Raw genomic sequence first — 25,904 nt, forward strand, 5'->3', positions numbered from 1 at the left:
ACCTTGGAGGATGTATGCACGACATAACTTTGACGGTTGTTGGCAACGTAGTCAGCGATGTCTCACTTCGATTCAGTTCAGCAGGTGATCCGGTCGCCTCGTTCCGCATCGCTTGCACCCCACGTCGCTTTGATCGCACCACGGATCGGTGGATCGATAGCGATACGCATTACTTTGGCGTGAGCTGCTGGCGCGATATGGCACAAAACGTCGTTCAATCGGTTACCAAGGGGATGCCGGTGGTGGTGCACGGACGCTTGCGATCCCGTGAAGTGGAACGTGCTTGTGGCGATGCCAGCCACAAGATTCGTTACCAAGATATTGAAGCTCGCTCCGTTGGGCCAGACCTGACGCGGGGCGTTGCAGCCTTCACTCGAGTGAAGCGGCAGTCAGTAGTGGAAAGCGAAGAGCGACTCATTGCTGATCTGCAGGGCGCAGCCTTGGCACTTGCCGAGGTCGATGACATCCCGGAGGGCGTCGACCCGGAAACCGGTGAGTTGCTAGAGGACTACGCCCGAATCGCGGCAGATCAGATGGAATCCATCCCCGTTGGAGTCTGATCAATCTGCCCAAAACTCGGCCATAACCGCTGGGCCGTTAGGCTCACCGGTTATGGCCGAGTTCATTTACACCCTCAGTAAGGCACGCAAAGCACACGGCGACAAGGTTGTGCTTGACGATGTGACCCTCTCGTTTCTCCCTGGCGCCAAGATCGGCGTGGTGGGCCCAAACGGTGCTGGTAAGTCCAGCTTGCTGAAGATCATGGCCGGCATGGACGACGTTTCCAATGGCGAAGCCAAGCTCCACGAGGGATTCACCGTGGGTTTCCTCCAGCAGGAACCAAAGCTCGATGAAACCAAAACAGTCCTAGAAAACGTGCAAGACGGTGTTGCCGAAACCAAGGGCATGGTTGATCGCTTCAATGCGATCTCCGCTGAAATGTCGAACCCAGACGCAGATTTCGATGCACTCCTTGCTGAAATGGGTCAGCTCCAAGAAGCTATTGATCACCGCAATGCTTGGGATCTCGATGCTCAGCTTGAACAAGCCATGGATGCACTTCGCTGCCCAGCGCCAGATTCAGAAATCGGCGTGCTTTCTGGTGGCGAGAAGCGTCGCGTGGCGCTCTGCCAGCTCTTGCTTCGTCAGCCTGATCTCCTACTACTCGACGAACCAACCAACCACCTTGACGCTGAGAGTGTGAACTGGCTGGAACAGCACCTTGAGAAGTACCCAGGCACCGTGATCGCGATTACCCACGATAGGTACTTCCTGGACAATGTTGCGCAATGGATTTTGGAACTCGACCGCGGTCGCGCCTTCCCGTACGAAGGTAACTACTCCACATACCTCGATACCAAGGCAACCCGTTTGAAGGTTGAAGGTGCCAAGGACCTGAAGCTGCAAAAGCGTTTGACCGACGAACTTTCTTGGGTTCGTTCGAATGCCAAGGCTCGTCAGACAAAGAGCCGTGCTCGTCTTGGCCGCTACGAGGAAATGGCAGCAGAAGCCGACAAGGCACGCAAGCTCGACATGGAAGAAATTCAGATTCCACCTGGCCCGCGCTTGGGTTCAGTTGTTGTTGAGGCCAAGAACCTGACGAAAGCCTTCGGCGATCGCATTCTTATTGATGATCTTTCCTTCACACTTCCACGCAACGGCATTGTTGGTGTGATCGGACCTAACGGTGTTGGTAAGACCACGCTCTTCAAGATGATCGTGGATGCTGCAACTGGTGGCACCGACGTTGATGAGAAGCCAACGAGTGGTGAACTTAAGGTTGGTGACACCGTCAAGCTTTCATACGTTGATCAGAACCGTGGCGGTTTGGATCCAGAAAAGAATGTCTGGGAAGTTGTTTCTGACGGTCTTGACTGGATCAAGGTCGGAAACGTTGAAATGCCTTCCCGTGCCTATGTCTCGGTGTTCGGTTTCAAGGGCCCAGATCAGCAAAAGCCATCACGCGTACTTTCCGGTGGTGAGCGCAACCGCTTGAACCTCGCGCTCACGCTGAAAATGGGTGGCAACCTGTTGCTGCTTGACGAACCAACGAACGACCTCGATGTTGAAACCTTGGGTTCTTTGGAAAACGCACTCCTTGAGTTCCCTGGATGTGCTGTTATTACCTCGCACGATCGCTGGTTCTTGGATCGCATCGCTACGCACATTCTCGCGTACGAAGGTGATTCACAGTGGTTCTGGTACGAAGGAAACTTCGAGAGCTACGAGAAGAACAAGATCGAGCGTCTAGGTGCAGAAGCGGCTCGTCCGCATCGTGCGACCTACCGCAAACTCACACGAGGATAAACATGACTGTTGTTCGAATGATGATGCAACGACGCATTGCTGATCTTGATGGCCAGGGCCATGTCAACAATGTGAAGTACAGCGAGTACATCCAAGAGGCGCGGGTGAACCTAAAGAATGTGCTTCTTGGCGACCTTGCACCTGGGTTCTCACAGGTTGTTGCAAAGATGGAAATCAACTACAAGGTGTCACTGCTTCATGGCTATGAGCCAGTGCCACTTGATGCTTGGGTTTCCCGCATTGGAAACAGCTCATACGACATTTCCTATGTGCTGTATGACGAGCAAGGGCGCGTTTCGCTCACCGCAGTGGGAACCATGGTGTCAACGGGCAACGGTGGTTCGCGCCCTATTCCAGAAGATGTTCGAGCAATTCTCGAATCACATCTGGAAGCTCCTGCGAAGTAATTCCTTACTTCGCGCGCAGCCACACCGCAGTTTCTCCACCGATCACTACATGTTGACCATCTGAGGTGTCGAGTACTGCAACGGCATCACCTGAAGTCGCAAGCACTTCAGTGCCCAAATTTGCGGGTAAATGAACGAGGTCATCGCCAAGATTGATGACGGAAACAACCGCAGTTGCAGTTTCGCCTCGTTGGAAGGCTAAGACTTCTGGATTTCGTGCATCAAGCCACTGCAATGGGCCCTCACCCAAACTTGGTTCGGCTTTACGTAACGCAAGCGTGCGGCGATAAAAGTTCAAGGTTGAATCTGGATCATCGCTTTGTTGCGCAACCGTCAGCTCAGCCCAATGTGCAGGGAGCGGCAGCCAAGATTCACCATTTGCGCTGAACCCAAAACTTGATGAGCTGGCATCCCAAGGAAGTGGCACGCGGCAGCCATCGCGCTTGCCATCAGTACCGCCACTGCGTAGCCAAGCGGGATCTTGGCGCACTTCAGGAGCCAGATCTGTGACTTCCTCAAGTCCGAGTTCTTCACCTTGATAGATGTACGCAGAACCTGGAAGCGAAAGCGCAAACAAGGTTGCAGCGCGCGCCCGAGCAAGTCCGCGCTCAAGGTCTGGTTCACCATCGACAATCGGTGCTAAGCGAGTGCGATGCCGAATCACATCGTGATTGGACAGCACCCACGTTGGGGGAGCGCCGACCTTTGCGTGCGTCGCAATTGTCTGGTCAATCACTTCATGCATCTTTATTGCATCCCACCCAGCTTGCAGGTAGTTGAAGTTGAAGCAGGTATGCAATTCATCATTGCGTAAATAGAGCGAGAGACGCTCTTCTGTTGCCACCCATGCTTCACCGCAGAAGACTCGCTTGTCGGGGTACTCGTCAGCGATTTCGCGCCAACCTCGGTACACCTCATGCACGCTGTCTTGATCCCAGTAGGGGCGCAATAATTCAAAATCAGGATTTGATTGATCAAGAACAACATCAGGGAGCGCAGGATCTTTGCGCAGGCCATGCGCAACATCGATGCGGAAGCCATCAACACCAAGGTCAAACCAGAAGCGCAAAATTGAATGGAACTCTTCAATGACTTCAGGGTTTTCCCAGTTCAGGTCAGGCTGTGATGTATCGAAGATGTGCAAGTACCAATATCCAGTTGATTTTCCCGCATATTCAAGCTGAGTCCAGCCGGCTCCGTGAAAGACACTTGTCCAGTTATTCGGCGGTAACTCTCGGTTGGCACCCTTGCCTTCTCGAATCATGTAGCGATCCCATGAGGGTGAGCCGGGAGGGTCATTCAATACTTCTTGGAACCACGCATGATCAACGCTCGTGTGGTTAGGAACTAAGTCAAAGAAAACTTTGAGGTTTCGCGCATGTGCTTGATCAAGCATTTCTTTCACTTCATCAACGGTGCCCAAGCGTGGATCAATGACTCGGTAGTCAGCTACGTCATAACCGCCATCATGTAGAGGTGATGCGTAAAACGGTGAAATCCACAAGGCGTCAATGTTGAGTGACTGCAAGTAATCCAAGCGGCTGATGATTCCTTGAACATCACCCATGCCATCGCCATCTGCATCCACAAACGAGCGAGGATAAATCTGATAAATGACGGCGTCACGCCACCAGTTGGGATTGTTCATCTCAATCCTTAGCTTTCAAAGGGTGATGGGCGATCGTCATAAATGTTTTGCATGCCAAATGCTGCAGCAACGAAGTACTGCCAGAGTTCTTCTTCATGCGCAGCGGGAAGTTTTTGTTCAACAAGTGAATCGTGCATCAGGCTCAGCCAGCGATCACGCGCAATGGAATCAACAGGAAATGGCGCATGGCGCATGCGCAATCGTGGATGACCGCGTTCGTCACTATAGGTTTTTGGTCCGCCCCAATATTGCTCGAGGAACATCAACAGGCGCTGTTCTGCTGGTCCAAGGTCATCTTCGGGGTACATCGGACGCAGGATTTGATCCCGAGCCACGCGCTCGTAGAAGGCGTGAACCAAACTCTGAAAGAACGCAGCACCACCGAAGAGTTCATACGGAGTGGGCGCTGTGCTCATTGCCTTATTGTGCCTGATTCCTCTGTAAACGTTTGCGCCTGCTCCACGATTCGTCTGGCCATGGGTGGAAAGACAAAGGCATGGAATGGGGCAACAGCCCACCAATAACTGTGGCCCGCGAGTCCGCGAGGCCAAAACACCGCCCGTTGATGGAGGACCGAACCGCCATTGGCTCCAGGTTCCACCCGAAACTCAAGCCAGGCCTTTCCTGGCATTTTCATTTCTGCACGTAAGCGGAGAAGCGATGGGTAGGTGCGTTCTTCAACGCGCCAGAAATCGACCGGTTCACCAACGAGCAAAGTGTTGGGATCGCGGCGTCCTCGACGTAAGCCCACCCCACCAATGGCTTTGTCAAAGACTCCACGCACCCACCACAGGAAGTTGGCCGCATACCAACCGTTGTCACCACCAATGCGCTCGACAGCGTGCCAAAGTTCCTCAGGTGTAGCGGTTGATTCCACAACGCGAACGTCGTTGTAGAGAGTTCCGCCTGACCACGATGGATCAGTAGGTAGCGGCTCACTGGGTGTTCCGCTCAGTGATGCACCACTCCATCGAGTAGTAACTTTCGCATCACGAATTCGAGTGAGTGCTCGTCCGACAGCATCCGCAAAGGTCAACAACCCGCCTTCGGGATCAGGGATGTACTGCTTAATGTCGTCATTAGTGCACACCGCGGGATGGCGTAATGAACGCACGAGTGGGCGAGCAATTGATCGTGGAACAGGTGTGACCAGATTGATCCAGTGGCTAGATAACTGAGGCGAGAGCAAGTTGATCGGCAAGATGATGCGGCGGCGAAGACCAGCTACTTTGGCGTAGGTCTGCATCATGCCTTGATAGGTCATCACATCAGGTCCGCCGATATCGAAGGCCCGACTGACTTCAGGTGGAAGCGCTGCGCTTTCTACTAGGTATCGCAAGACATCGCGAATCGCGATGGGTTGAGTTTTCGTGCGCACCCAGCGAGGTGTGATCATTGCTGGCAAGCGTTCAGTCAGGTAGCGCAACATTTCAAATGACGCCGATCCTGAACCAATAATGACTGCAGCTCGTAATTCGATCATCGGTACTCCGCTATCGCGCAGAGTTTGACCAACATGAACCCGCGATCGCATATGCGGTGACATGTCGGCTTCATCAAGAACTGGTGCGAGTCCGCCGAGATAAATGAGTTTGCCCACGCGTTGTTGTTTGGCGGCGTCGGCAAAAACTTTGGCCATCGCAACTTCGCTCGCTTCAAGATCAGGACCTTGTTGCAAGGAATGTAAAAGGTAGTAAGCAACATCAACATCGTTCAGTGCGGTATTGACTGCATCAGGATCTAAGGCATCGCCCGTAACAATTTCAACCTGTTCGCTCCAAGGAATATCTCGAAGTTTTTCAGGTGACCGCGCCAGCACTCGGACTTCATAGCCTTTGGCAAGAAGTTCAGGAATCAGGCGCCCGCCCACGTAACCAGTTGCACCGGTCACCAGGCAGCGAGTCATGTGTGAAGACTATGCGCTACTCCGCTGCTCCTTGCATGCCCGTCCATTTGGCCATGAAAGCAAGAGTCTCGGCCGACTCTTCAATGGACTTGCTCATTGAGCGAGCTCCGTGGCCAACGTTACCTTCAGTGCGCAGCAGGATCGGGCGTTCGCCAGCAGTCGCATGTTGAAGGGCGGCAACCATTTTGCGTCCGTGCATTGGATCTGTGCGAGTGTCATTGTCGAACACGGCAATCATGGTGGCTGGATAGTCCGAGCCTTCTTTAACGCAGTGATACGGCGAGTAGTTGATGAGCCAATTGAATTGTTCGGCATCATCGGGATTGCCGTACTCCACGGTCCAGGTCGGGCCAAGTTCAGAGGTGACATAGCGAATCATGTCGAGCAACGGAGCTACACAGACCACGGCATTGAAGAGCTGTGGTTGTTGAGTCATTGCTGCGCCGACAAGGAGCCCTCCATTTGAGCCGCCATAAATGGCAAGTTGCTCAGGGGTTGTCCAACCTTCATTTGCCAGGTATTGCGCAGCAGCGTGGAAATCGTCATACACGTTCTGCTTCTTATCGAGCATGCCATCGCGATGCCACTCTTCGCCTTCTTCGCCACCGCCGCGTAAACAGGCAACAGCCCACACGCCTCCGGCTTCAACCCACGCAAGCGTTGCGGCTGAATAGCCAGGAGTCATCGGAATACCAAAGCCGCCATAGCCATAGAGCACCGTTGGGCGAGGTCGATCGGGAACTTCAGTCGGCGCAACAATGAACATGCGCACTTCAGTGCCATCTTTTGACTTGTAGGTCACGAGTGATGAGTGCACCTTTGGCACTTCAACTGCTCCCGGAGGCGCTGCATACAACGTGACCTCGCGCGTGCGAGCGTCGTATTGATACACGTGTGGCACGGTTGCGTGATCGGTGTAAACAAACCAAATGACCGGGCCGCCGTTGATGTGCTCAACTGGGCCGCTAGTGGCTCCGGCTCCTGGTAGCGGCACGTTTTCAATGAAGGTGCCATCGTCGGCACGATGAATGGCAAGTTCGCCAACGCCATGGCGGGTCTTGGCAACCATCATTACTGGAAACTCAAGTTCATCGCCATCAAGAATGGCGAATGAGTCAAACACAGCATCAGGATCTTCTGGAATGAGATCGGTCCAAGATGAAAGATCAGTTGGATCAGCTACTGCAAGCTTGGCTCGTGGTGCATCTCGGTCCGTGGTCACAAAAATGCGGCCGTCGCGCGCAAAGGAAAGTGAGGTCTGTGCATCAACGTCGCCTTGCACCAAAGTGAAGGCCGGATTTTCTGGATCTGATTGAGAAAGGTCTGCAACCCAAAGGTCATTTCGCGGTTCGGTGCCTTCTGATGCTGTTACTTCAAGCCATCGACCATCAAGGCTCACATGAACGCCGTAGTAGTTGGTCATATTCATGCCGGCACCAAAAACCAAGATGTCTTCATTGGTTCCAACGTGATGCAAGTACACGCGACGATGGAAATTTTGTTCTGACTCTGGCAGGAGTTCAGGTGCAATGCGGCGCACGTAATAGAACGCCTCGCCTCCAACTAACCATGCAATTGGTGAGAAGCGGCAACGATCAAGTGGGCCGTCAATAGTTTCTCCCGTGGCTACATCCATCACGTAAAGCACTGACTCTTCTGTACCGCCTTCGGAAATCTGGTACGCCAGACGATCTCCTTCCTTGGATGGCTGCCAACTATCCAGCGTGGTTAAGCCATCTGGGTCCAGGGCCATTGGGTCAATGAGTACTCGCTTGATGCCGTTTTCAAGTACGAGCAACGAAGCAAATTGCTCACCGGGATTACGGCGCATAAAGAAGGTGCGATCGCCGCGGTAATACGGAGGTGAAATCGTTCCCGCGCCCAACAGTTTTTGCATGCGATCGGCAAAGCCATCGCGGGTTGTCCAGGTTTCGCGCTCGGCATTCATGAGGATGCCTTGCTCGGCAACCCACGCAGAGGTCTCGGCGCTATCGGCGGTTTCTAGCCAGCGATAAGGGTCGGCAACCTGGGTGCCGTGGTAGTTGTCGGCAACAGTTGAACGGATGGCATTTGGGTACTTGGGCGTCGTCACGGACTCACCATAGGCTGCTCCCGTGGCGAAGTTGCATGACCTCACGGCACTTGAGCAAGGAGAGGCGATTGCCCGCCGCGAAATTTCAGCGCTTGAGCTCACCAATCACTACCTTGACCGAGCCGACCAGTTCGATGCGACCGTAGGAGCCTTTGCTCTGCGCACGCCAGATGAAGCGCGCGAGCAGGCTGCTGCGGCAGATTTTGAGCGCGATCGAGTAGGCCTCTCGCTGCTGCATGGAGTAGTGATTCCGCCCAAGGATTTGAACGCCTGGGCTGGGGTGCAATGTCGGTTGGGTTCTGCGGCGTATCACTTCATTCCAGATGCTGACGATCATGTGGTGATCCGGATGAAGGAAGCGGGATTCGTCTTCACTGGAAAAACCAACACTCCTGAGTTGGGCTTGCCTTCGTACACCGAGCCTGACGTGGCCCCACCTGCTCGGTCACCCTTTGCTCTTGCGCGTACTGCAGGTGGATCAAGCGGCGGCGCGGCATCCGCAGTTGCCTCAGGGCTTGCAGCCGCTGCCGTGGGATCAGATGGTGGTGGATCAATTCGTATCCCGGCAAGTTGTTGCGGCCTAGTGGGAATCAAGCCAAGCCGGGGTCGAGTATCTAACGGGCCAAGTGGTGAAAGCGTTGGCGAACTTGGAGTGCAAGGGCCGCTGGCCCGCACAGTTGCCGATGCAGCTGCGATTCTCGATGTCCTGAGTGTGCCGTTTGTGGGCGATGAGCTTCGGGCACCGATGTTGGCCCGGGGAAGTTCCTTTCTCTCGGCTGCCGGTGGCGAGGTTCAACGATTGCGGATCGGAAGATTTGCAAAGCCCATCATTGCTCATTGTTCGGTAGATGCCGAAGTGCTGCATGGGTATGAGGCAACATCGCAATTGCTTGAATCCCTTGGTCACGAAGTAATCGACATGGAAGTGCCTTTTCCTTCAGATATTTTTTCGTATTTTGAAATTCTGTGGAGTTCACTTACCGCAGCCATTGAGTTTGAAGATGAGCAATTCGCGCAATTGCGGCCACTCACCACCTGGTTGTATGAGAAGGGTCAGCAGGTATCCGGTGTGCAGCTGGCGCGCACGGTTACACAATTGCGAACCATCGCTCGCACCTCTATTCAGCACATGAGTATGTTCGATGTGATTCTCACACCGACGCTTGCTCAATTGCCTCCGGCAATCGGTGCAATGCGAAATGATGCCGATCCTGAAGCTGATTTCCTTGCACAGTGTGAATTCACTCCATTTACGTCACCTTTTAATATGACTGGTCAGCCAGCAATTTCCTTGCCTTTACATTGGAGCAATGAAGGCATTCCTATTGGAATGCAATTCATTGGTAGACCCTTTGATGAATTCACCTTGATTGCGTTAGCCGCTCAACTTGAGCAAGCACAGCCTTGGAATGACCGACATCCGGAAATGTGGTGAGGAACAGCAATGTCTGAACTCTTAATGACTCCAGAGCTCGTGCAACTGGCTGATGCATGCGGTGTTGCAACGCAGTATTGGGGTCAGGCAGGTGAACGGGTAGTCATCGCTCCGGAAACTTTGCATGCGGTGTTGGGATCACTTGGCTATGACACCAGTTCAGCAAGCGCGATCAACGCATCGCTTGACGGAGTGCGCACTCGCGACTGGCGCCGCATGTTGCCTGCATTCACGGTTGGAGTGCAAGGTCAGGAACGTCGATTGTGGGTGCATGTGACACATGGCGATCCCGTCAGTGTCTGGGTTGAAGCTGAAGATGGATTCCGTACTGATTTGGCGCAGATGGACTACTGGGTTGAGCCCGTTGAGATTGAGGGCGCACTTATTGGTGAGGCGAGTTTCGCGATTCCCGCCGATCTTCCCGTTGGTTATTACTCGATTCACGCTTCGTCATTGGATCGAACTGCTACTGCTCAGATGGCAATGACTCCGGCGCGCTTGCATCCTGAAGTCATCGCAGGGGAGCGCCAGTGGGGATTTATGGAACAGCTCTATGCAACACGTTCACGCAACTCGTGGGGTTTAGGTGATCTTCACGATTGTGCTGATGTTGCGACCTGGAGTGCAAAGGATTTCGGCGCAGGTTTCTTGCTGATCAATCCATTGCACGCGGCTGCACCGACGAAACCAATGGCCCCGTCTCCGTACCTTCCAGTTTCTCGGCGTTTTTCCAATCCGATCTATCTACGTATTGAAGATCTTCCGGAGTATGCGGAAGCCGGCAAGAAAATCCGCAAGCGTATTGAGGAATTGGCCAAACCCCTACGTGCGATGAATTCCAGTGCGGAGCTGCTTGATCGCGATGCAGTGTGGGCAGCAAAGCGCGCGGCACTTGAAATGTTGTTCGCCGAAGGGCTCACCAAGAAGCGGGCTCAGGAATTTGCGAACTACTGCCAGCGTGAAGGTCAAGGGTTAGTGAACTTCGCGATCTGGTCAACGCTGTGCGACGTGTATGGCAGTAACGGATCAACGTGGCCGTCGGAATTTCACGAGGTAACGAATCCTGCGATTGCACAATTCGCAGCTTCACGGTCCATAGACGTTCAATTTCATATGTGGATGCAGTTTGTTGTTGATGAGCAACTCGCGCGCACCCAAACGGCCGCGAAATCAGCGGGCATGGCGATTGGCATCATGCTTGATCTGGCAGTTGGCGTTCACCCCGAAGGTTCGGATGCTTGGTCGCTGCGCAATGTACTTGCGCAAAATATTGGTGTCGGTGCTCCTCCGGATATGTACAACCAACTTGGTCAGAATTGGCATCAGCCGCCTTGGCATCCAGTTTCATTGGCGGAAGCTGCTTACCTCCCTTACCGAGAATTACTGCGCGCAATGATGCGGAACGCTGGTGGGTTGCGCATCGATCACGTATTGGGACTCTTTCGCATGTGGTGGGTGCCGAGTGGCATGCAAGCCGATAAAGGAACGTTCGTGCGCTTTGATTTCGAAGCGATGATCGGGTTGCTCGTACTCGAAGCGCATCGCGCGGGTGTGCTCGTGATCGGTGAAGATCTGGGAACAGTTGAGCCTTGGGTCCAAGATGTTTTGCGAGAGCGTGGAATTCTAGGTACGTCAGTGCTCTGGTTTGAAAGTGGCGACGATGGTTGCGCACTTGCACCCGAACATTGGCGCAAGGAAGTGCTCGCAAGTGTCACTGTTCATGACTTGCCACCTACTGCAGGTTTCTTAAGAGATGAGCATGTGCGCATCCGTCACGAACTTGGGTTACTAACCCGCTCGGAAGATGCCGAGCGCACGGATGCAAAATCTGAGCGTGACGATTGGGTGAACATCCTGCGAGATCGCCAGTGGTTGGGCCAGGAAAATCAGGCGATTTCTGAAGTGGAGCTGGACGAAGTGGCACTTGCCTTGCATCGAGCCTTAGGCGCATCTCCAGCCAGACTCGTCGGCATTTCATTACCTGACGTGATCGGTGATCGTCGCGCTCAAAACCAACCAGGTACTGATCAGGAGTACCCAAATTGGCGCGTTCCGATGACGAACGCAACAGGTGAAGTGATGTTGATAGAAGACCTGCAAGCCAAAAGTGCACAGGCGCAGGCCTTCGTCAACGCATTGTCAACGCAGTGAAGTAATCAGTTATGCACGATCGCGTGCTTGCGCACGAATCGAACGTTCAACACCATCGCGGCCTTCACTGACCAAACGTCGACCAGCTGGTCCCAGATCGTTTGCAGCCGCGCTTGCGAGCAACTCGTCAGTGAGTCGAAGTGTTTCTGCATCCGCAAGCAAGAACGGATACAAGCCAACAGTGAGTTCCTGAGCAATTTCGTGTGTGCGATCGCGCCACATGCGCGCGATCTCAACAAAGTACTTTTCCCGGAAGTTCACAAGGAGTTCGCGCTGCTCAGGTTGTACAAATCCAGCCAACGTGGCGCCAATGAGCGCGTTTGGCAGATCAGTGCGCTCGAAGAGATCGTTCCAAGCGATGTTTTTTGCTTCCAGTTCTGGGCGAGCAGCAAGAGCATGTGCAGCATGCCGGCGCCCGGTGGCAGTGTCATCGCTCTTGAGTTCGGTTTCAACTGCCGCATCACCCAGTTTTCCTGTAGTGACAAGCCGATCGAGCATGAACCAACGAAGATCGGTATCAACGGCGAGCCCTTGCCACACGATTGATCCATCAAGGAGACCGGCAACCACTGCCAAGTCAGCATCTGAACGCGCAGCACCAATAAACGAACGCGTAAATGCGAGTTGATGATCGCTTCCGGCAACTGCAGTTTGCGCCGATTCGCGTGTTGCTGCGGCTAGGCGATCGTTGTATTCATTGCGGTGATCAGCGCTGGCGTATTGATCAATCGCACTCTTGAGCTGACGAAGCACGCCTTGCACAACACCGATATCTGATTCCGTTGCGGTTCCGCTGAGCACCAGCGCGAGGTAATCGCCAGTTGAAACTTCAGCATCGCGTGTCATGTCCCAAGCCGCGCCCCAGATCACAGCACGAGCAAGTGAGTCATCCATGTCGCCGAGATGAGCAACTGCGGTAGCCCATGAACGTTCATCGAGACGAATCTTGGCGAAAGTGAGGTCACCATCATTCAGCAGCAATAAATCTGGCTGCTTCACGCCAACGAGTGCATCAATGGCGGTTGTTGCACCAGAAATATCAACTTCTAAGCGATCGCGAAGCACGAGGCGACCGTTGTTGAGGTCATACAAGCCGATGCCGAGGCGATGTGATCGCAAGGTTGGCGCGATGCCAGCTGGTGAGCTTGGTGGTTCTTGCTCGACGACGACGCTCGTGAAGTTTCCCGAAGCATCAACAGTGATGAGTGGACGCAGCAAGTTCACGCCGCTGGTGCGTAGCCATTCATCAGTCCATGATGAAAGATCGCGCCCCGACGTTGCTTCAAGTTCTACGAGCAAATCAGGGAGTTGCGTGTTCTTCCACGCGTGCTTGACGAAGTACTGCTGTAAGCCCGCCAAGAATTCAGCTTCACCAACCCACGCCACCAATTGACGCAAGGCTGAAGCGCCCTTTGCGTAGGTGATGCCGTCAAAGTTCACGCGAACTGAATCAAGGTCGACCATGTCGGCAGCAATCGGGTGCGTTGAAGGCAACTGGTCTTGGCGATAGGCCCAAGCCTTGCGCTGGTTAGCAAATGTTGTCCAGGCATCGTTGTAACGAGTGGCGTGAACATTTGCGTAGTGAGCAGCCCATTCGGCGAAGGATTCATTGAGCCAAAGGTCATCCCACCAGGTCATGGTCACTAAATCGCCAAACCACATGTGTGCCATCTCGTGCAAAATCGTGTTGGCGCGTTGTTCATAGGCCGCATCAGTTACACGTGATCGGAAGATGAGATCTTCCAGGAACGTTACGCAGCCTGCGTTTTCCATTGCACCTGCATTGAACTCTGGAACAAAGAGCTGGTCGTACTTTCCAAATGGGTAACCCACTTTGAACTGCTCTTCAAAGAATGCAAAACCTTGTTTCGTGATGAGCAAAATGTCATCAGAGTCCAAGTACTGCGAAAGGGACTGGCGGCAGAACACGCCAAGCGGGTAGGTGCCATAGGCGCCTTCGTACACATCCTCAACCTTGAAGTACGGGCCAGCAACTAGTGCGGTGATGTAAGTAGACATGCGTGGAGCAGCAGCAAATTCCCAACGAGCAACGCCTTCTCGCACAGGAGTTGGCTCAGGGCTCGTGCTGTTGGAAACCACCTGCCAATGTGCTGGTGCTGTGACGCGTAATTCAAAGGTTGCTTTGAGGTCTGGCTGTTCAAAACATGCATACATACGGCGAGCATCTGCTGATTCAAACTGGGTGTAGAGGTAGGTCTCGTTATCCACTGGATCAACAAAGCGATGAAGGCCTTCGCCAGTGTTCATGTAATCGCCAAGAGCGGCGACAACCACAGTGTTTTCTGCCTGCAGATTTGGCAGGTGAATACGAGCACCGTCAACGGCAGTTTCGAGATCAAGGGCTACGCCATTGAGTTCAACAGCTTTCACGTTGGCGATGTGATCAAGCCACGTAGATGATCCTGGAGTGCGGCAAGCGAAGGTCGCCGTTGTGGTCACTTCGAAGGTCTCGCCCCTGCCAGTGAGGTCAAGATCAACCACGTAGCTGTGGGAGTCGATGACCTTCGCGCGGTCGGCTGCTTCTGCTCGGGTGAGGTTCTCGTTGTTCGCCATATGCGGATCCTGCCACCTAGAGATGTCGGCTCGGTTACGGTGTCTGGCGTGAGTACCCCTGTTGATTTTTGGATGGACCCTTTAAGCCCGTGGGCTTGGGTCAGTGCCCGATGGCTCGAAGAAGTCCAGACCATGCGAGATATCAAGGTGAATTGGCATGTGATGTGCCTAGACATCTTGCATGAGAACGATGAAGTGCCACTGGCGCAGGATTTCCGTGCCTGGATGAAGAACACCTGGTTGCCTGCTCGCGCAGTGGAAGCGGCCCGTGCGCAACAAGGTGATGAAGCAGCTCGTGCACTCCTGTTTGCCATTGGACGGATGAGCAACGTTGATCGCAATCGCGATCTGCCGGGCGTCATTGCAGCAGCCGTTGCCGAATGTGGTCTGCCGGAAAATGTGGTGCAAGCATCCATGACCAACGAATTTGACGCTGCAGTGCGAGCAAGTCACGAAGCGGGCATGGCTTTAGGTGGCAAAGATGTCGGCACGCCAATCCTGGCAATCCCTGGCCCTGACGGGACGCCTGTTGGTCTCTTTGGCCCAGTTGTCACACCGACGCCACGGGGCGATGCGGCGGGTCGACTCTGGGATGGCGTCCTCTTACTGGCTCAAACCCCAGGCTTCTATGAACTCAAGAAAGAACGAACGGCGAAGGTCTGGTGCGACTGATGAAGGCGACTTTTTGGTTTGATCCGATGTGCCCATGGGCCTGGATCACCTCGCGCTGGGTTCTCGAAGTAGAGAAGGTTCGCGATGTTCAGGTGAACTGGCAAGTGATGTCACTCGGCGTGCTCAATGAAAACAACGACGTACCTGCTGAATATGCAGAACTCATCAAGCGGACCTGGCGCCCAGTGCGCGTGCTGCATGCAGCGGCGCAACAACAAGGCGAGCAGGTGTTGTTGCCGCTCTACACCGCCATGGGTAACCGATTCCATCTAGAAAAGCAAAAAGATGTGGACGTGGTTATTGCCGCCGCACTTGCTGAGGTTGGACTGGATGCAAGTCTGGCTGCGGCAGCTGACAGCACTGATTTCGATGAGCTGGTTCGTGCAAGTCATGCGAATGCTGTTGCGATGTCGGGCAAGGGTGTGGGAACGCCGGTTATTGCCATTGATGATCTTGAAGGTAACTCTGTTGGTTTCTTTGGCCCGATCATGACGCCAATTCCCCGCGGTGAAGCCGCTGGAAAAATGTGGGATGGCTTCGTTCTTGTTGCGCAGGTTCCTGGTGTCGTTGAAATTAAGCGCACCCGATTCGACGGGCCAAAGGTCGATTAGTCGAACTCACGCCCAGATTGTTGGAAGGTTTCCTTTTACCGGCCAACGATCGGCTACTCCATTAGCGATGCGTAAGGCGCCAGCTAAAGCAGCGAGTGCATCAAGTGCGTCATCAACTGGAACGTCACTGGGGGCTTGCTTCATGAGCAGCGCACATGAAGTGCCCAGAGTTGTGAGCCATGGGTCAAGCGCGCGCATGCGAGCACCTGCGCCTGCAGCGCTCTTCTTAGAGGGAAGTACTGAGCCTTCAAGGGCAGCGAACACCAATTCCGGGAAAACCTCGTATAGGCGCTTATCGGGAAGTAACGCATTGACAGCAAGCACACGCTCAGCCAACGCCATTGCTTGACGGGAAACGCCTTTACCCGTGAGTTCGATGCTTAAGGCTTGAACTTCATCATTGGGTGCCGCAAAACCAAGCTCAAGGACGGCCTTGGGTGGAGTCATAAACACTCGTGAACCAGCCTTGCCCATTGCGGACTTAGCTTCAACATCACATATGCGCCACCCTTTGATTGCAAGGTGGATGGGAATGTCGATGCCGATGACATCTAAGCCGTCGAGTTCTTGGGGTAAATCATGAATGCCACATGTGCGCCACACAATGTGGTTGTCGCGCAAAATAGCGATGACCCAACCTTTGGCATAGCCATCAATGCCGGCCAGAGATTGGGTCATGCGTAGATCATTGCAGTGAAGTGAAGGTCTTGTAGCAGCTACTCAACAGGTTGAAGCTCTTCAGGATGTTCATGGCCGACCAGTGGCGAGAGTTTGACTTCCTTTAAGAAGAGCGCGAGCACGAATGCTGCGACCATGAAGGGGAATGCCACGATGAAGATGTGGCTCAATGCGCCGGCGTAAGCAACGAGCACGATGTCATGAAGTTTCGCCGGCAGTGACGCGATAGTTGAGACCGCATTGGTCATCGCGGCGACATCAACATTGGAGCCACCTGGGATTGCTGCTTCGATGTTCTTCGTTAACTGTGAAGTCATCACCGCACCAAAGATTGCAGTGCCCAACGTGCCGCCAATGGAACGGAAGAAGGTGCTTCCGCTGATGGCAGTACCTACTTCACGTACGTGCACTGAGTTCTGCACAGCAAGCATGAGCACCTGCATCGTTGAACCCATACCCAAGCCAAGAATGAAAAGGCCCAGAGCGATGTACCAGTACGGCGTATCAACGGCGATGCGACTCAAAATCAACATTGCGCTCGCTGCAGCAAAGGTTCCAAATATCGGGAAGGCTTTGTAGCGACCCAGCTTGGAAGTTAAGCGCCCAACAACAAACGATGCTGATGCCATACCGGCCATCATGGGAATCATCTTGAGCCCTGCCTGTGTTGGTGTCACTCCTTGCACAATCTGCAAGAACACCGGCATGAAGATGATCGCGCCAAACATCGCTAGTCCCACGAGGAAACTGATGGCACTTGCGACGGTGAAGATCGGGTTCTTGAAAAGTGACATTGGCAGGATTGGTTCAGTGGCGAAAAACTCTCGCCAGACAAAGCCACCGAGCAACATCAATGAACCTGCGATCATCGAAAGAATCGTGGTTGAACCCCATTCGAACTTATGGCCGCCCCATTCAACGACCAACAGCAGCAAGCTGACGCCAGAAACCATCAGTACGGCACCTAGGTAATCAATCTTGTGTTTGACGCGTTCGGTTGGGACGTTGAACACTGCAGAGATAACGAAGAGTGCAACGATGCCAAACGGAATGTTGATGTAAAAGATCCAACGCCAGTTGAGCGACTGAACAAAGAAACCACCAAGAAGTGGACCCGCAACGCTAGAAAATGCAAACACAGCAGTGAAAAGACCTGTGTAACGGCCGCGCTCGCGTGGGGGAATGACATCGGCGATGCTCGCCATTGCCAGCACCATGATGCCGCCGCCACCCAAGCCTTGAATTCCGCGCGAAACGATTAACCATTCCATGCTGTGGGAGAAGCCAGCGAGGAACGACCCGGCGAGGAAGACAGAAATTGCAATCTGCAACATGATCTTGCGGCCATAAAGGTCAGAGATCTTTCCCCAAATAGGTGTTGAAGCTGTGGAGGCAAGAAGGTACGCAGTGACCACCCATGAAAGCGAACTCAAGCCATTGAGATCACTCACAATTTGGGGGAGTGCAACTGAAACAATTGTTTGATCAATTGCTGCAAGGAACATCGCAAGCATCAACGCGATCATGATCCAGCGCAAACGTGCACCGGTGATGCGATCTTCTGCTGGTGCGCCTTCTGCGATCAGTGCTGCTTCTGGATCAGGTGCAAGACCTGGGTCTAGGTCTTGCTCAGTGTTACTCATGCGTGCTCCGATTCATTCAGGGTTCGATCAAAATCATGAACAAATTTGGCAAGAAGTTCGCCGAAGGTGATGCGTTCCGTTTCTGACCAGTCTTGTGTTACTTGTGCAAAGTTTTCGGTGCGAATTCGCACTCGTTCGTGTAGGAGTGCCAAGCCGCCATCAGTAATGGCAACCCATTGCACTCGACGATCATGTTCATCTGTGGTTTTCGTTACCAGGGCGTCATCAACCATGGAACAGATATGTCGACTCACGGTGGATGGGTCGAGCTGGAGGTAGTGAGAAATATCTGCCGAGCGCATTGGGCCTTCCAGAGCCAGCTTGCTCAGCATTGCGCTGACCGTGGCTTGTTCCTTGGCGCCAGGGCTCACGCGCTTGGCGGTCATGATGAGTTGGATCAAGCCCACAGATATGAGTGAGGCCGACGAATCACCTGCAGCCTGGGTAAAAAGCGCTGTTGAGCGCTCCAACATTGAGATAGTTGGTTGCGTCATGCAACTAACTTTACATTCGTGCGTGGCCCAAAAGAAATGAGGGCCTGACGCAGGGGTGTTATGCACGGCAATACAGCCAAGAAGTGCGGTGGAGCGGGTGACCGGGATCGAACCGGCATGACCAGCTTGGAAGGCTGGGGCTCTACCATTGAGCTACACCCGCGTGACCAGCCAAAGCTGGACTGGGAAAGTGTAACGACTCCCAGGTGGAGCGCGAACATTCGTCCCGATTGGGGCGAAATTGGCCCTGGGTTAGGGGATCCAACTCGCGTCCTCTATGCTCAGATGTCCGCATTTACCGGGGTGTAGCGTAGTGGCTAGCGCGTCTGCTTTGGGAGCAGAAGACCGCAGGTTCGAGTCCTGTCACCCCGACCAATACCCCGTGCTTTCAGCACGGGGTTATTAATTCCCAACAACCAGGAGTAACCGCTGTGAAGAGCACTGTTGAGACCCTCTCGCCTACCCGAGTCAAGCTCACCATTAAAGTTCCTTTCGATGAGCTCAAGCCAGCGTTCGATGAGGCCTACGCCGCAATCGGCAAGCAGGTCAGCATCCCTGGTTTCCGTAAGGGCAAAGTGCCAGCTCGCGTTCTCGAGCAGCGGGTAGGTCGCGGCGCAGTTATCGACGAAGCGGTCAACAATGCAGTCCCGCAGCATTACGAAGATGCACTTCGCGAGCACAAGGTTGTTCCCGTTGCTCGTCCAGAAATTGACGTAACGGAACTCAAGGATGGCGAAACTCTCTCGTTCACCGCTGAAGTTGATGTTCGCCCAGAGTTTGATCTTCCAGCTTTTGACTCAGTCAAGGTTGAGGTTGCAAACGCAACTCCAACTGATGAAGACATTGAAACTCAGCTCACATCACTGCGCACCCGCTTTGCATCGTTGAAGGATGTAGAGCGCGAAGCGGTTGATGGCGACGTGCTTTTGGTCGACATTGCGGGTGAAACCCCAGAGGGTGACACAGTTGAAGATCTCGTAGGAAACGCACTTTCCTATGAGCTTGGCACCGATGGCATGCTCCCTGGCTTTGACGACGCAGTGCGCGGCGCGAAGAAGGATGGCGAAATCACCTTCACCTTCACCCCACAAAATGGTGACTGGACCGGCATTGAGCTCGTTGTTCACGTCAAGGTGCAGTCGGTACGCGAGCGTGAACTTCCAGAACTCAATGATGACTTTGCTCAGTTGGCCTCGGAGTTCGACACGGTTGCCGAACTTCGTGCAGACGTTGCTGAGCGCCTGGTGAAGATGAAGAAGCTTGAGCAGGCTGGCGAAGCGCGCGAGAAGACCCATGAAGCCCTCTTGGCCTTGATTGATATTCCACTTCCAGAGAGCGTGATCACTGCTGAAGTTGACGATCACTTCTCCGATGGCCACGGCGGTGACGATGCGCACCGCAGCGAAGTTGAAGAGCAGGCACGTACGGGTCTGAAGAGTCAGTTCATTCTTGACAAGATCGCTGAAGCTGAAGAAATCTCGGTTGGCGAATCAGAGCTTTCAGCATGGTTGATGCAGAACGCACCTCGCTATGGCATGGCACCTGATCAATTCGCGCAAGCGTTGGTTCAGGCCAACCAGGTTCCAATGGCGATCCAAGACATTCGCCGAGGCAAGGCACTTGCTGCGGCAATGAAGCAGGTCACCGTGGTTGATGCTGATGGCAATGCTGTTGACCTTGAGGCCTTGGAAGCAGAACTCAACGAAGGTTTCACTGACGCTGAGTAGTTTTCACATGTTTTCGTTACGTGGGTGTCGCCTGATGGCGGCACCCACGTTTCATTTCATTTGGCTAGCGGCGAACACGAGGCCATCTAGGGAAGTTCTGCCCCCCTTCACGGGTTAGGGTCAGAACAGTTCCCTTCAGGAGGTTCGCGTGAGTAACAGTTTCTCTGCACCGACCAGCCCATTCATGGCAGGTGGCGGTGGCATGACAGGTTTCGGCGACATGCTCGATGAGCGGTTGCTTCGTGAACGCATCATCTGGCTCGAAGGTGAAGTGCGCGATGAAAACTCAAACCGCATCGCAAAGCAGCTGCAGGTGCTTGCGGCTGAAGATCCAGAACGCGACATCACGCTCTACATCAACTCCCCAGGTGGATCAGTCACCGCGGGCATGGTCATTTACGACACCATGCAGTTGATTCCCAATGATGTTGCGACCATCTCCATGGGCCTTGCCGCATCAATGGGTCAGTTCCTGCTGTGTGCAGGCGCAAAGGGCAAGCGATACGCAACACCAAACACGCGCATCATGATGCACCAGCCACTTGGCGGTATCGGTGGCACCGCGTCTGACATCAAGATTCAAGCTGAGCAAATGTTGTTGCTCAAGAAGCGCCTTGCTCAGTTGATTGCTGATCACAGTGGCCAAGATCTTGCAACGATCGAAGCTGATTCTGATCGTGATCGCTGGTTCATGCCAGAAGAAGCAAAGGCTTATGGCCTCATTGACCACGTGTACACCTCTGCTGCTGATGCGCCTGCATCATCGAAGAAGAGCGCAAAGGGAGAAGACAAGTGAACTACCTAAATCCCCAAAGCCGTTACATCCTTCCTGAGTTTCGTGAGAAGCACGCCAATGGTGAACGCGTTCACAACCCGTACACCAAGTTGTTTGAAGAGCGCATCATTTTCTTGGGTGTGCAAATTGATGACGCATCTGCTGACGATGTCATGGCGCAGTTGCTGTGCTTGGAGTCCATGGATCCAGATCGCGATATTCAGATCTACATCAACTCACCTGGTGGCTCATATACCGCGATGACCGCGATTTACGACACCATGCAATTTGTGAAGCCACAGATTCAGACCGTCTGTTTGGGTCAAGCAGCCTCAGCGGCGTCGGTGATCTTGGCAGCAGGAACGCCAGGTAAGCGTTTTGCGCTTCCACACGCACGCGTGTTGATCCATCAGCCGTATACCGAAGGTGGCGGTCAGGGTTCAGACATCGAAATTCAGGCCAATGAAATTCTTCGCATGCGCGCAGAGATGGAAGGCCTGTTAGCTCACCACACAGGCCGCACGCCTGAGCAGGTAGCCAAAGACATTGATCGCGACAAGATCCTGACTGCGGCTGATGCCAAGGAATACGGTCTGATCGATCAGGTCATCGCGTCACGTAAGGCCTAAATCGCCACAACCTGCACATGGGTTGCAGCCCACTGCGTGTTATTTCTGCGCAAAGGGCTTCAGCAAGGTAGCGTCAGCGTGGTTGGATCGCGAACTTCTGAAAGGGCATAGGCGTGGCACGCATTGGCGAGAGCGGAGACCTGCTCAAGTGTTCTTTCTGTGGAAAGAGCCAGAAGCAGGTTAAAAAGCTCATCGCTGGTCCAGGCGTCTATATCTGTGACGAATGCATTGATCTATGCAATGAGATCATCGAAGAAGAATTTAGCGAAGCCGTTGAACTTGGCCTTGGTGAACTTCCTAAGCCACGCGACATCTTTGAATTCCTGGATCAGTACGTCATCGGCCAAGAGGTTGCTAAGAAAGCGCTTTCTGTAGCGGTGTACAACCACTACAAGCGTGTGCAAGCTGGCGAGAATGCTAAAGATGATGCTATTGAATTAGCAAAATCCAATATTTTGTTGCTTGGCCCAACTGGTTCAGGCAAGACCCTTCTTGCTCAAACGCTTGCACGCATGTTGAACGTCCCGTTTGCGATTGCTGATGCAACTGCGCTTACTGAAGCTGGTTATGTCGGTGAGGATGTTGAAAACATTCTGCTGAAGTTGATTCAGGCTGCCGACTATGACGTCAAGAAGGCTGAAACCGGCATCATTTATATTGACGAAATCGACAAGGTTGCTCGCAAGAGTGAAAACCCGTCAATCACCCGCGACGTTTCAGGTGAAGGTGTTCAGCAAGCGCTATTGAAAATCATCGAAGGCACCACAGCTTCAGTTCCACCACAGGGTGGTCGCAAGCATCCGCATCAAGAGTTCATTCAGATCGACACCACAAATGTGTTGTTCATTGTTGGCGGAGCTTTTGCTGGACTCGACAAAATCATCGAACAGCGCCTTGGTAAGAAGTCCTTGGGCTTCACCTTTGATCACTTAGGTGAAGAGCGCTCAGATGTTGATGCCAATGATCTTGACATCTACAGCCATGTGATGCCAGAAGACATGTTGAAGTTCGGCATGATCCCTGAATTTATTGGCCGCCTTCCAGTGTTCACTGCAGTAAACAAGCTTGATCGTGCAGCGCTTGTGGCGGTGTTGAGTGAGCCAAAGAACGCGCTCGTCAAGCAGTACATGAAGCTCTTTGATCTCGATGATGTTGAACTTGAGTTCACGCCAGCAGCACTTGATGAAATTGCTGATCAAGCATTGGCTCGTGGCACTGGTGCTCGTGGGCTGCGCGCAATCTTGGAAGAAGTGTTGCTGCATGTGATGTATGACGTGCCTAGCCGTACCGACATCGGCAAGGTCATCATTACTGATGCAGTGGTGCGCGAAAATGCGAACCCAACATTGGTGCCTCGCGAAGAAGAGCGCGAAGAAAAGTCAGCGTAATTTTGACGTGAGCTTGGCCTGATTTACCTGTTCGGACATATCGATTGATGTCCGAACATGGCCAATAAAAGTCGTCCCTCGATCACCAGACATTGCTACCTTGGCGGGTGTCGCCTTGTAGTTGCTCTGGGATTTCTGGGGGGCATTCCAGAGCAGCTACAAGGCGATTGAACTATTGCTCAACAGGTGCAAGAACCACTGATACTTCGATGTGTTCGGCAGAAGCAAAGTTCAAGGATTCAATCGAGCCGGCAGCCTGAAGATCCTTGGCGGCAAGTTTCAAGCGACCCACAACTTGATCGTTAGCAGCGATCGTTGCTGTTTCAATAGCTGCACGCATGCTTACTTTCGCATCAGACTTCGACTTTCGAATCTGTGAGAGTGCTTCAGCAATATCAGCAACCATGGCTGCATCGCCATCACCAGCAAGCCTTGCCAGTGCAGCGGCATCTGGCCAAGGTGAACGGTGAATGGTGCCCTCTTGCCACCAGCTCCACACCTCTTCGGTGACAAACGGCAGGAATGGTGCAAAGAGCTTCAGGAGCGCATCAAGGGTGGTTGCCAAAGCTGCCTTGGCAGACGCTGCACCAGCAACATCAGTCTCGCTATATGCACGAACCTTTACGAGCTCCACGTAGTCATCTGTGAAATTCCAGAAGAAGCTCTCAGCAACTTCTAGCGCGCGTGCATAGTTGAAATCTTCGAAGGCATTGGTTGCCTGCTCAACAGTCTTGGCTAATTGCGCCAACAACGCTTTGTCGACGGCTTCGGTAATCGCAGCATCATTTTGAGTCGCATGTAAACCAAGCACGAACTTGCTTGCATTCAAAATCTTGATCGCAAGACGGCGACCAATCTTCATTTGGCCAACATCAAACGCAGTGTCAGTGCCTGGTCGGCCTGATGCAGCCCAGTAGCGAACGGCATCCGCGCTGTATTCATCAAGCAAGCCCATAGGTGTCACCACGTTGCCCTTTGACTTGCTCATCTTCTTGCGATCTGGATCAAGGATCCAGCCAGAGATGGCAGCGTTCAAGAACGGCAATCGATTGTCTTCCAAATGACTACGCACCACGGTGCTGAACAGCCAAGTGCGAATAATTTCGTGAGCCTGTGGGCGCACATCCACTGGTGAAACCCGAGCCCAAAGGTCTGGATCGCGCTCCCAACCACCGGCAATCTGTGGGGTGAGCGAAGAGGTAGCCCAGGTATCCATGACATCCGGATCACCCATAAAGCCACCAGGTGCATTGCGCTGATCTTCAGCGAAGCCAGCGGGCACATCAGTGCTTGGGTCGATAGGCAGATCAGCTTCCTGCGGCATCATGATTTCGTCGTAGATTGGATTGCCTTCTGCATCCAAGCGATACCAGAGTGGAATAGGCACACCAAAGAAACGCTGACGCGAAATCAGCCAGTCACCGTTGAGGCCCTCAACCCAGTTTTCATAACGCACCTTCATGTGCGCTGGGTGCCACTTGAGTTCGCTGCCCCGAGCAACAAGATCAGCGCGAAGCTTTGGATCGCGACCACCATTGGTGATGTACCACTGGCGAGTGGTGACGATTTCCAGAGGCTTATCGCCCTTTTCAAAGAACTTCACTGGGTGAGTGATCTCGCGTGGTTCGCCAACAATGTCGCCATTTTCATTCAAGCGAGAAACGATGCGTTCCTTGGCTGTGTGACTCGTTGCGCCAGCAATGTGTTCGTATTGCGCGATTGCTGACTCAGTCGCAATCCATTCAGGAACTTCACCAATGATGCGGCCGTCCCAGCCAATGATTGGTCGTGTTGGCAGTTGAAGTTCACGCCACCAGATCACGTCAGTAAGGTCGCCGAACGTACAAATCATCGCAATGCCCGAACCCTTTTCAGGATCAGCAAGTGTGTGAGCCAGAACTGGCACTTCAACTTCAAACAGTGGTGTGGTGACCGTGGTGCCGAAAAGTGGTTGGTAGCGCTCATCATCTGGGTGCGCAACCAAAGCAACACACGCAGCAAGTAATTCAGGTCGAGTGGTCTCAATGAAGACCTTCTCTTGTGGGTTTGCTGTGGTTGGGAAGCCAATGCGGTGGTACGCACCTGGGCGTTCGCGGTCTTCGAGTTCAGCTTGAGCAACTGCTGTGCGGAAGGTGACGTCCCACAACGTTGGCGCTTCTGCTTGGTAGGCCTCGCCGCGCTTTAAGTTACGAAGGAAGGCAAGCTGACTAACCTGCTGTGAATTGCGCCCAATGGTTTGGTAAGTGTGCGACCAGTCGATTGACAACCCAAGGCGACGCCACAGATCCTCAAACACAACCTCATCTTCAACGGTGAGCTGCTCACATAGTTCAATGAAGTTCTTGCGGCTGATCGGAATTTGCTGCTTGGCATCTGGAGTTGCTGGGGGAGTGAAGTCTGGGTCGTACGGAAGGCTTGGATCGCAACGAACGCCATAGAAGTTCTGCACGCGGCGTTCTGTTGGCAGGCCGTTGTCATCCCATCCCATCGGGTAGAAGACCTCAAACCCGCGCATGCGCTTATAGCGAGCCATGCAGTCGGTGTGGGTGTACGAAAACACGTGACCAACGTGGAGGGATCCACTCACGGTTGGTGGAGGGGTATCGATGGAGAAAACCTGCTCGCGGGTCTTGGTGCGATCGAAGGTGTAGTGACCTTGGCTATCCCAGACGCCGGCCCATCGATTCTCAATGCCGTCGAGGGTGGGCTTTTCAGGTACGCGGGTGCCGGTCATGGTGGGCAATCTTATTAGCGACCCAAGGCTCCA

Annotated in this window: 20 protein-coding genes and 2 tRNA genes; 12 read left to right on the forward strand and 10 right to left on the reverse strand. The window is 53.5% G+C overall.

Annotated features, from left to right (window positions below):
• Positions 1 to 14: 14 nt before the first annotated feature.
• The 3 genes from PHN51_04240 to PHN51_04250 are packed head-to-tail and all read left to right on the forward strand — an operon-like array spanning position 15 to position 2,714.
• Positions 15 to 560 (forward strand): single-stranded DNA-binding protein, encoded by a 546-nt coding sequence (locus PHN51_04240; GenBank protein ID MDD2817988.1) that lies wholly within the window; start codon positions 15 to 17, stop codon positions 558 to 560.
• A 52-nt stretch (positions 561 to 612) separates the two neighbouring features.
• Positions 613 to 2,307, forward strand: a complete 1,695-nt coding sequence (gene ettA, locus PHN51_04245; GenBank protein ID MDD2817989.1) for an energy-dependent translational throttle protein EttA — start codon at positions 613 to 615, stop codon at positions 2,305 to 2,307.
• A 2-nt stretch (positions 2,308 to 2,309) separates the two neighbouring features.
• Positions 2,310 to 2,714 carry a hotdog domain-containing protein gene (locus PHN51_04250; GenBank protein MDD2817990.1) on the forward strand — a complete coding sequence of 135 codons (405 nt, stop codon included), beginning with the start codon at positions 2,310 to 2,312 and terminating at the stop codon, positions 2,712 to 2,714.
• Between the two features lie 4 nt (positions 2,715 to 2,718).
• Here the strand turns inward: PHN51_04250 and PHN51_04255 are convergent, their stop codons facing one another.
• The 4 genes from PHN51_04255 to PHN51_04270 are packed head-to-tail and all read right to left on the reverse strand — an operon-like array spanning position 2,719 to position 8,360.
• On the reverse strand, positions 2,719 to 4,362 hold the full coding sequence (locus tag PHN51_04255; protein MDD2817991.1) for a glycoside hydrolase family 13 protein: 1,644 nt from the start codon (positions 4,360 to 4,362) through the stop codon (positions 2,719 to 2,721).
• Between the two features lie 8 nt (positions 4,363 to 4,370).
• Positions 4,371 to 4,778, reverse strand: coding sequence for a globin (locus tag PHN51_04260; GenBank protein ID MDD2817992.1), 408 nt, complete (start codon positions 4,776 to 4,778; stop codon positions 4,371 to 4,373).
• A complete protein-coding gene (locus tag PHN51_04265) occupies positions 4,775 to 6,268 on the reverse strand; it encodes an SDR family oxidoreductase (GenBank protein MDD2817993.1) in 1,494 nt (497 codons plus the stop codon). The genes PHN51_04260 and PHN51_04265 overlap by 4 nt, the downstream gene beginning before the upstream one ends.
• A 16-nt stretch (positions 6,269 to 6,284) precedes the next feature.
• Complete coding sequence (locus PHN51_04270; GenBank protein ID MDD2817994.1) at positions 6,285 to 8,360, reverse strand: prolyl oligopeptidase family serine peptidase; 2,076 nt, start codon at positions 8,358 to 8,360, stop codon at positions 6,285 to 6,287.
• Between the two features lie 22 nt (positions 8,361 to 8,382).
• Between PHN51_04270 and PHN51_04275 the strand changes: the two genes are divergently transcribed.
• Both PHN51_04275 and malQ read left to right on the forward strand, forming a co-directional pair.
• Positions 8,383 to 9,795 (forward strand): amidase, encoded by a 1,413-nt coding sequence (locus tag PHN51_04275; protein ID MDD2817995.1) that lies wholly within the window; start codon positions 8,383 to 8,385, stop codon positions 9,793 to 9,795.
• Between the two features lie 9 nt (positions 9,796 to 9,804).
• The gene (gene malQ, locus PHN51_04280) at positions 9,805 to 11,946 is read left to right on the forward strand and encodes a 4-alpha-glucanotransferase (GenBank protein ID MDD2817996.1); all 2,142 of its coding nucleotides are present in this window, start codon (positions 9,805 to 9,807) and stop codon (positions 11,944 to 11,946) included.
• 9 nt (positions 11,947 to 11,955) lie between these two features.
• On the opposite strand, the gene pepN is transcribed toward malQ, so the two are convergent.
• A complete protein-coding gene (gene pepN, locus PHN51_04285) occupies positions 11,956 to 14,520 on the reverse strand; it encodes an aminopeptidase N (protein MDD2817997.1) in 2,565 nt (854 codons plus the stop codon).
• Between the two features lie 48 nt (positions 14,521 to 14,568).
• On the opposite strand from pepN, the gene PHN51_04290 reads away from it, so the two are divergent.
• Together PHN51_04290 and PHN51_04295 are read left to right on the forward strand one after the other, a co-directional pair.
• Complete coding sequence (locus PHN51_04290) at positions 14,569 to 15,192, forward strand: disulfide bond formation protein DsbA (GenBank protein ID MDD2817998.1); 624 nt, start codon at positions 14,569 to 14,571, stop codon at positions 15,190 to 15,192.
• Complete coding sequence (locus tag PHN51_04295; GenBank protein ID MDD2817999.1) at positions 15,192 to 15,803, forward strand: DsbA family protein; 612 nt, start codon at positions 15,192 to 15,194, stop codon at positions 15,801 to 15,803. Before PHN51_04290 ends, PHN51_04295 begins: the two co-directional genes overlap by 1 nt.
• Positions 15,804 to 15,809: 6 nt before the next feature.
• On the opposite strand, the gene PHN51_04300 is transcribed toward PHN51_04295, so the two are convergent.
• The 4 genes from PHN51_04300 to PHN51_04315 all read right to left on the reverse strand — a co-directional run bounded on the left by PHN51_04300 (position 15,810) and on the right by PHN51_04315 (position 18,781).
• On the reverse strand, positions 15,810 to 16,481 hold the full coding sequence (locus tag PHN51_04300; GenBank protein MDD2818000.1) for a DUF429 domain-containing protein: 672 nt from the start codon (positions 16,479 to 16,481) through the stop codon (positions 15,810 to 15,812).
• A gap of 38 nt (positions 16,482 to 16,519) precedes the next feature.
• Complete coding sequence (locus PHN51_04305) at positions 16,520 to 18,124, reverse strand: MDR family MFS transporter (GenBank protein ID MDD2818001.1); 1,605 nt, start codon at positions 18,122 to 18,124, stop codon at positions 16,520 to 16,522.
• Entirely contained in the window at positions 18,121 to 18,618 is a 498-nt protein-coding gene (locus tag PHN51_04310) for a MarR family winged helix-turn-helix transcriptional regulator (protein ID MDD2818002.1), read from the reverse strand. The genes PHN51_04305 and PHN51_04310 overlap by 4 nt, the downstream gene beginning before the upstream one ends.
• An 89-nt stretch (positions 18,619 to 18,707) precedes the next feature.
• Positions 18,708 to 18,781 (reverse strand) — tRNA-Gly (locus PHN51_04315).
• Positions 18,782 to 18,917: 136 nt separating this feature from the next.
• On the opposite strand from PHN51_04315, the gene PHN51_04320 reads away from it, so the two are divergent.
• The 5 genes from PHN51_04320 (at position 18,918) to clpX (ending at position 23,137) form a co-directional block, all read left to right on the forward strand.
• Positions 18,918 to 18,993 (forward strand) — tRNA-Pro (locus tag PHN51_04320).
• A 56-nt stretch (positions 18,994 to 19,049) separates the two neighbouring features.
• Positions 19,050 to 20,345, forward strand: a complete 1,296-nt coding sequence (gene tig, locus PHN51_04325) for a trigger factor (GenBank protein MDD2818003.1) — start codon at positions 19,050 to 19,052, stop codon at positions 20,343 to 20,345.
• 148 nt (positions 20,346 to 20,493) lie between these two features.
• Positions 20,494 to 21,141: an ATP-dependent Clp protease proteolytic subunit gene (locus PHN51_04330; protein ID MDD2818004.1), complete on the forward strand. Its 648-nt coding sequence runs from the start codon at positions 20,494 to 20,496 to the stop codon at positions 21,139 to 21,141.
• Positions 21,138 to 21,749 carry an ATP-dependent Clp protease proteolytic subunit gene (locus PHN51_04335; protein MDD2818005.1) on the forward strand — a complete coding sequence of 204 codons (612 nt, stop codon included), beginning with the start codon at positions 21,138 to 21,140 and terminating at the stop codon, positions 21,747 to 21,749. The genes PHN51_04330 and PHN51_04335 overlap by 4 nt, the downstream gene beginning before the upstream one ends.
• 113 nt (positions 21,750 to 21,862) lie before the next feature.
• Positions 21,863 to 23,137 carry an ATP-dependent Clp protease ATP-binding subunit ClpX gene (gene clpX / locus PHN51_04340; GenBank protein ID MDD2818006.1) on the forward strand — a complete coding sequence of 425 codons (1,275 nt, stop codon included), beginning with the start codon at positions 21,863 to 21,865 and terminating at the stop codon, positions 23,135 to 23,137.
• Between the two features lie 172 nt (positions 23,138 to 23,309).
• Here the strand turns inward: clpX and valS are convergent, their stop codons facing one another.
• Complete coding sequence (gene valS / locus PHN51_04345) at positions 23,310 to 25,871, reverse strand: valine--tRNA ligase (protein ID MDD2818007.1); 2,562 nt, start codon at positions 25,869 to 25,871, stop codon at positions 23,310 to 23,312.
• Between the last annotated feature and the right edge of the window lie 33 nt (positions 25,872 to 25,904).

The organism is Candidatus Nanopelagicales bacterium (assembly GCA_028687755.1).
GTDB lineage: Bacteria > Actinomycetota > Actinomycetes > S36-B12 > S36-B12 > UBA11398.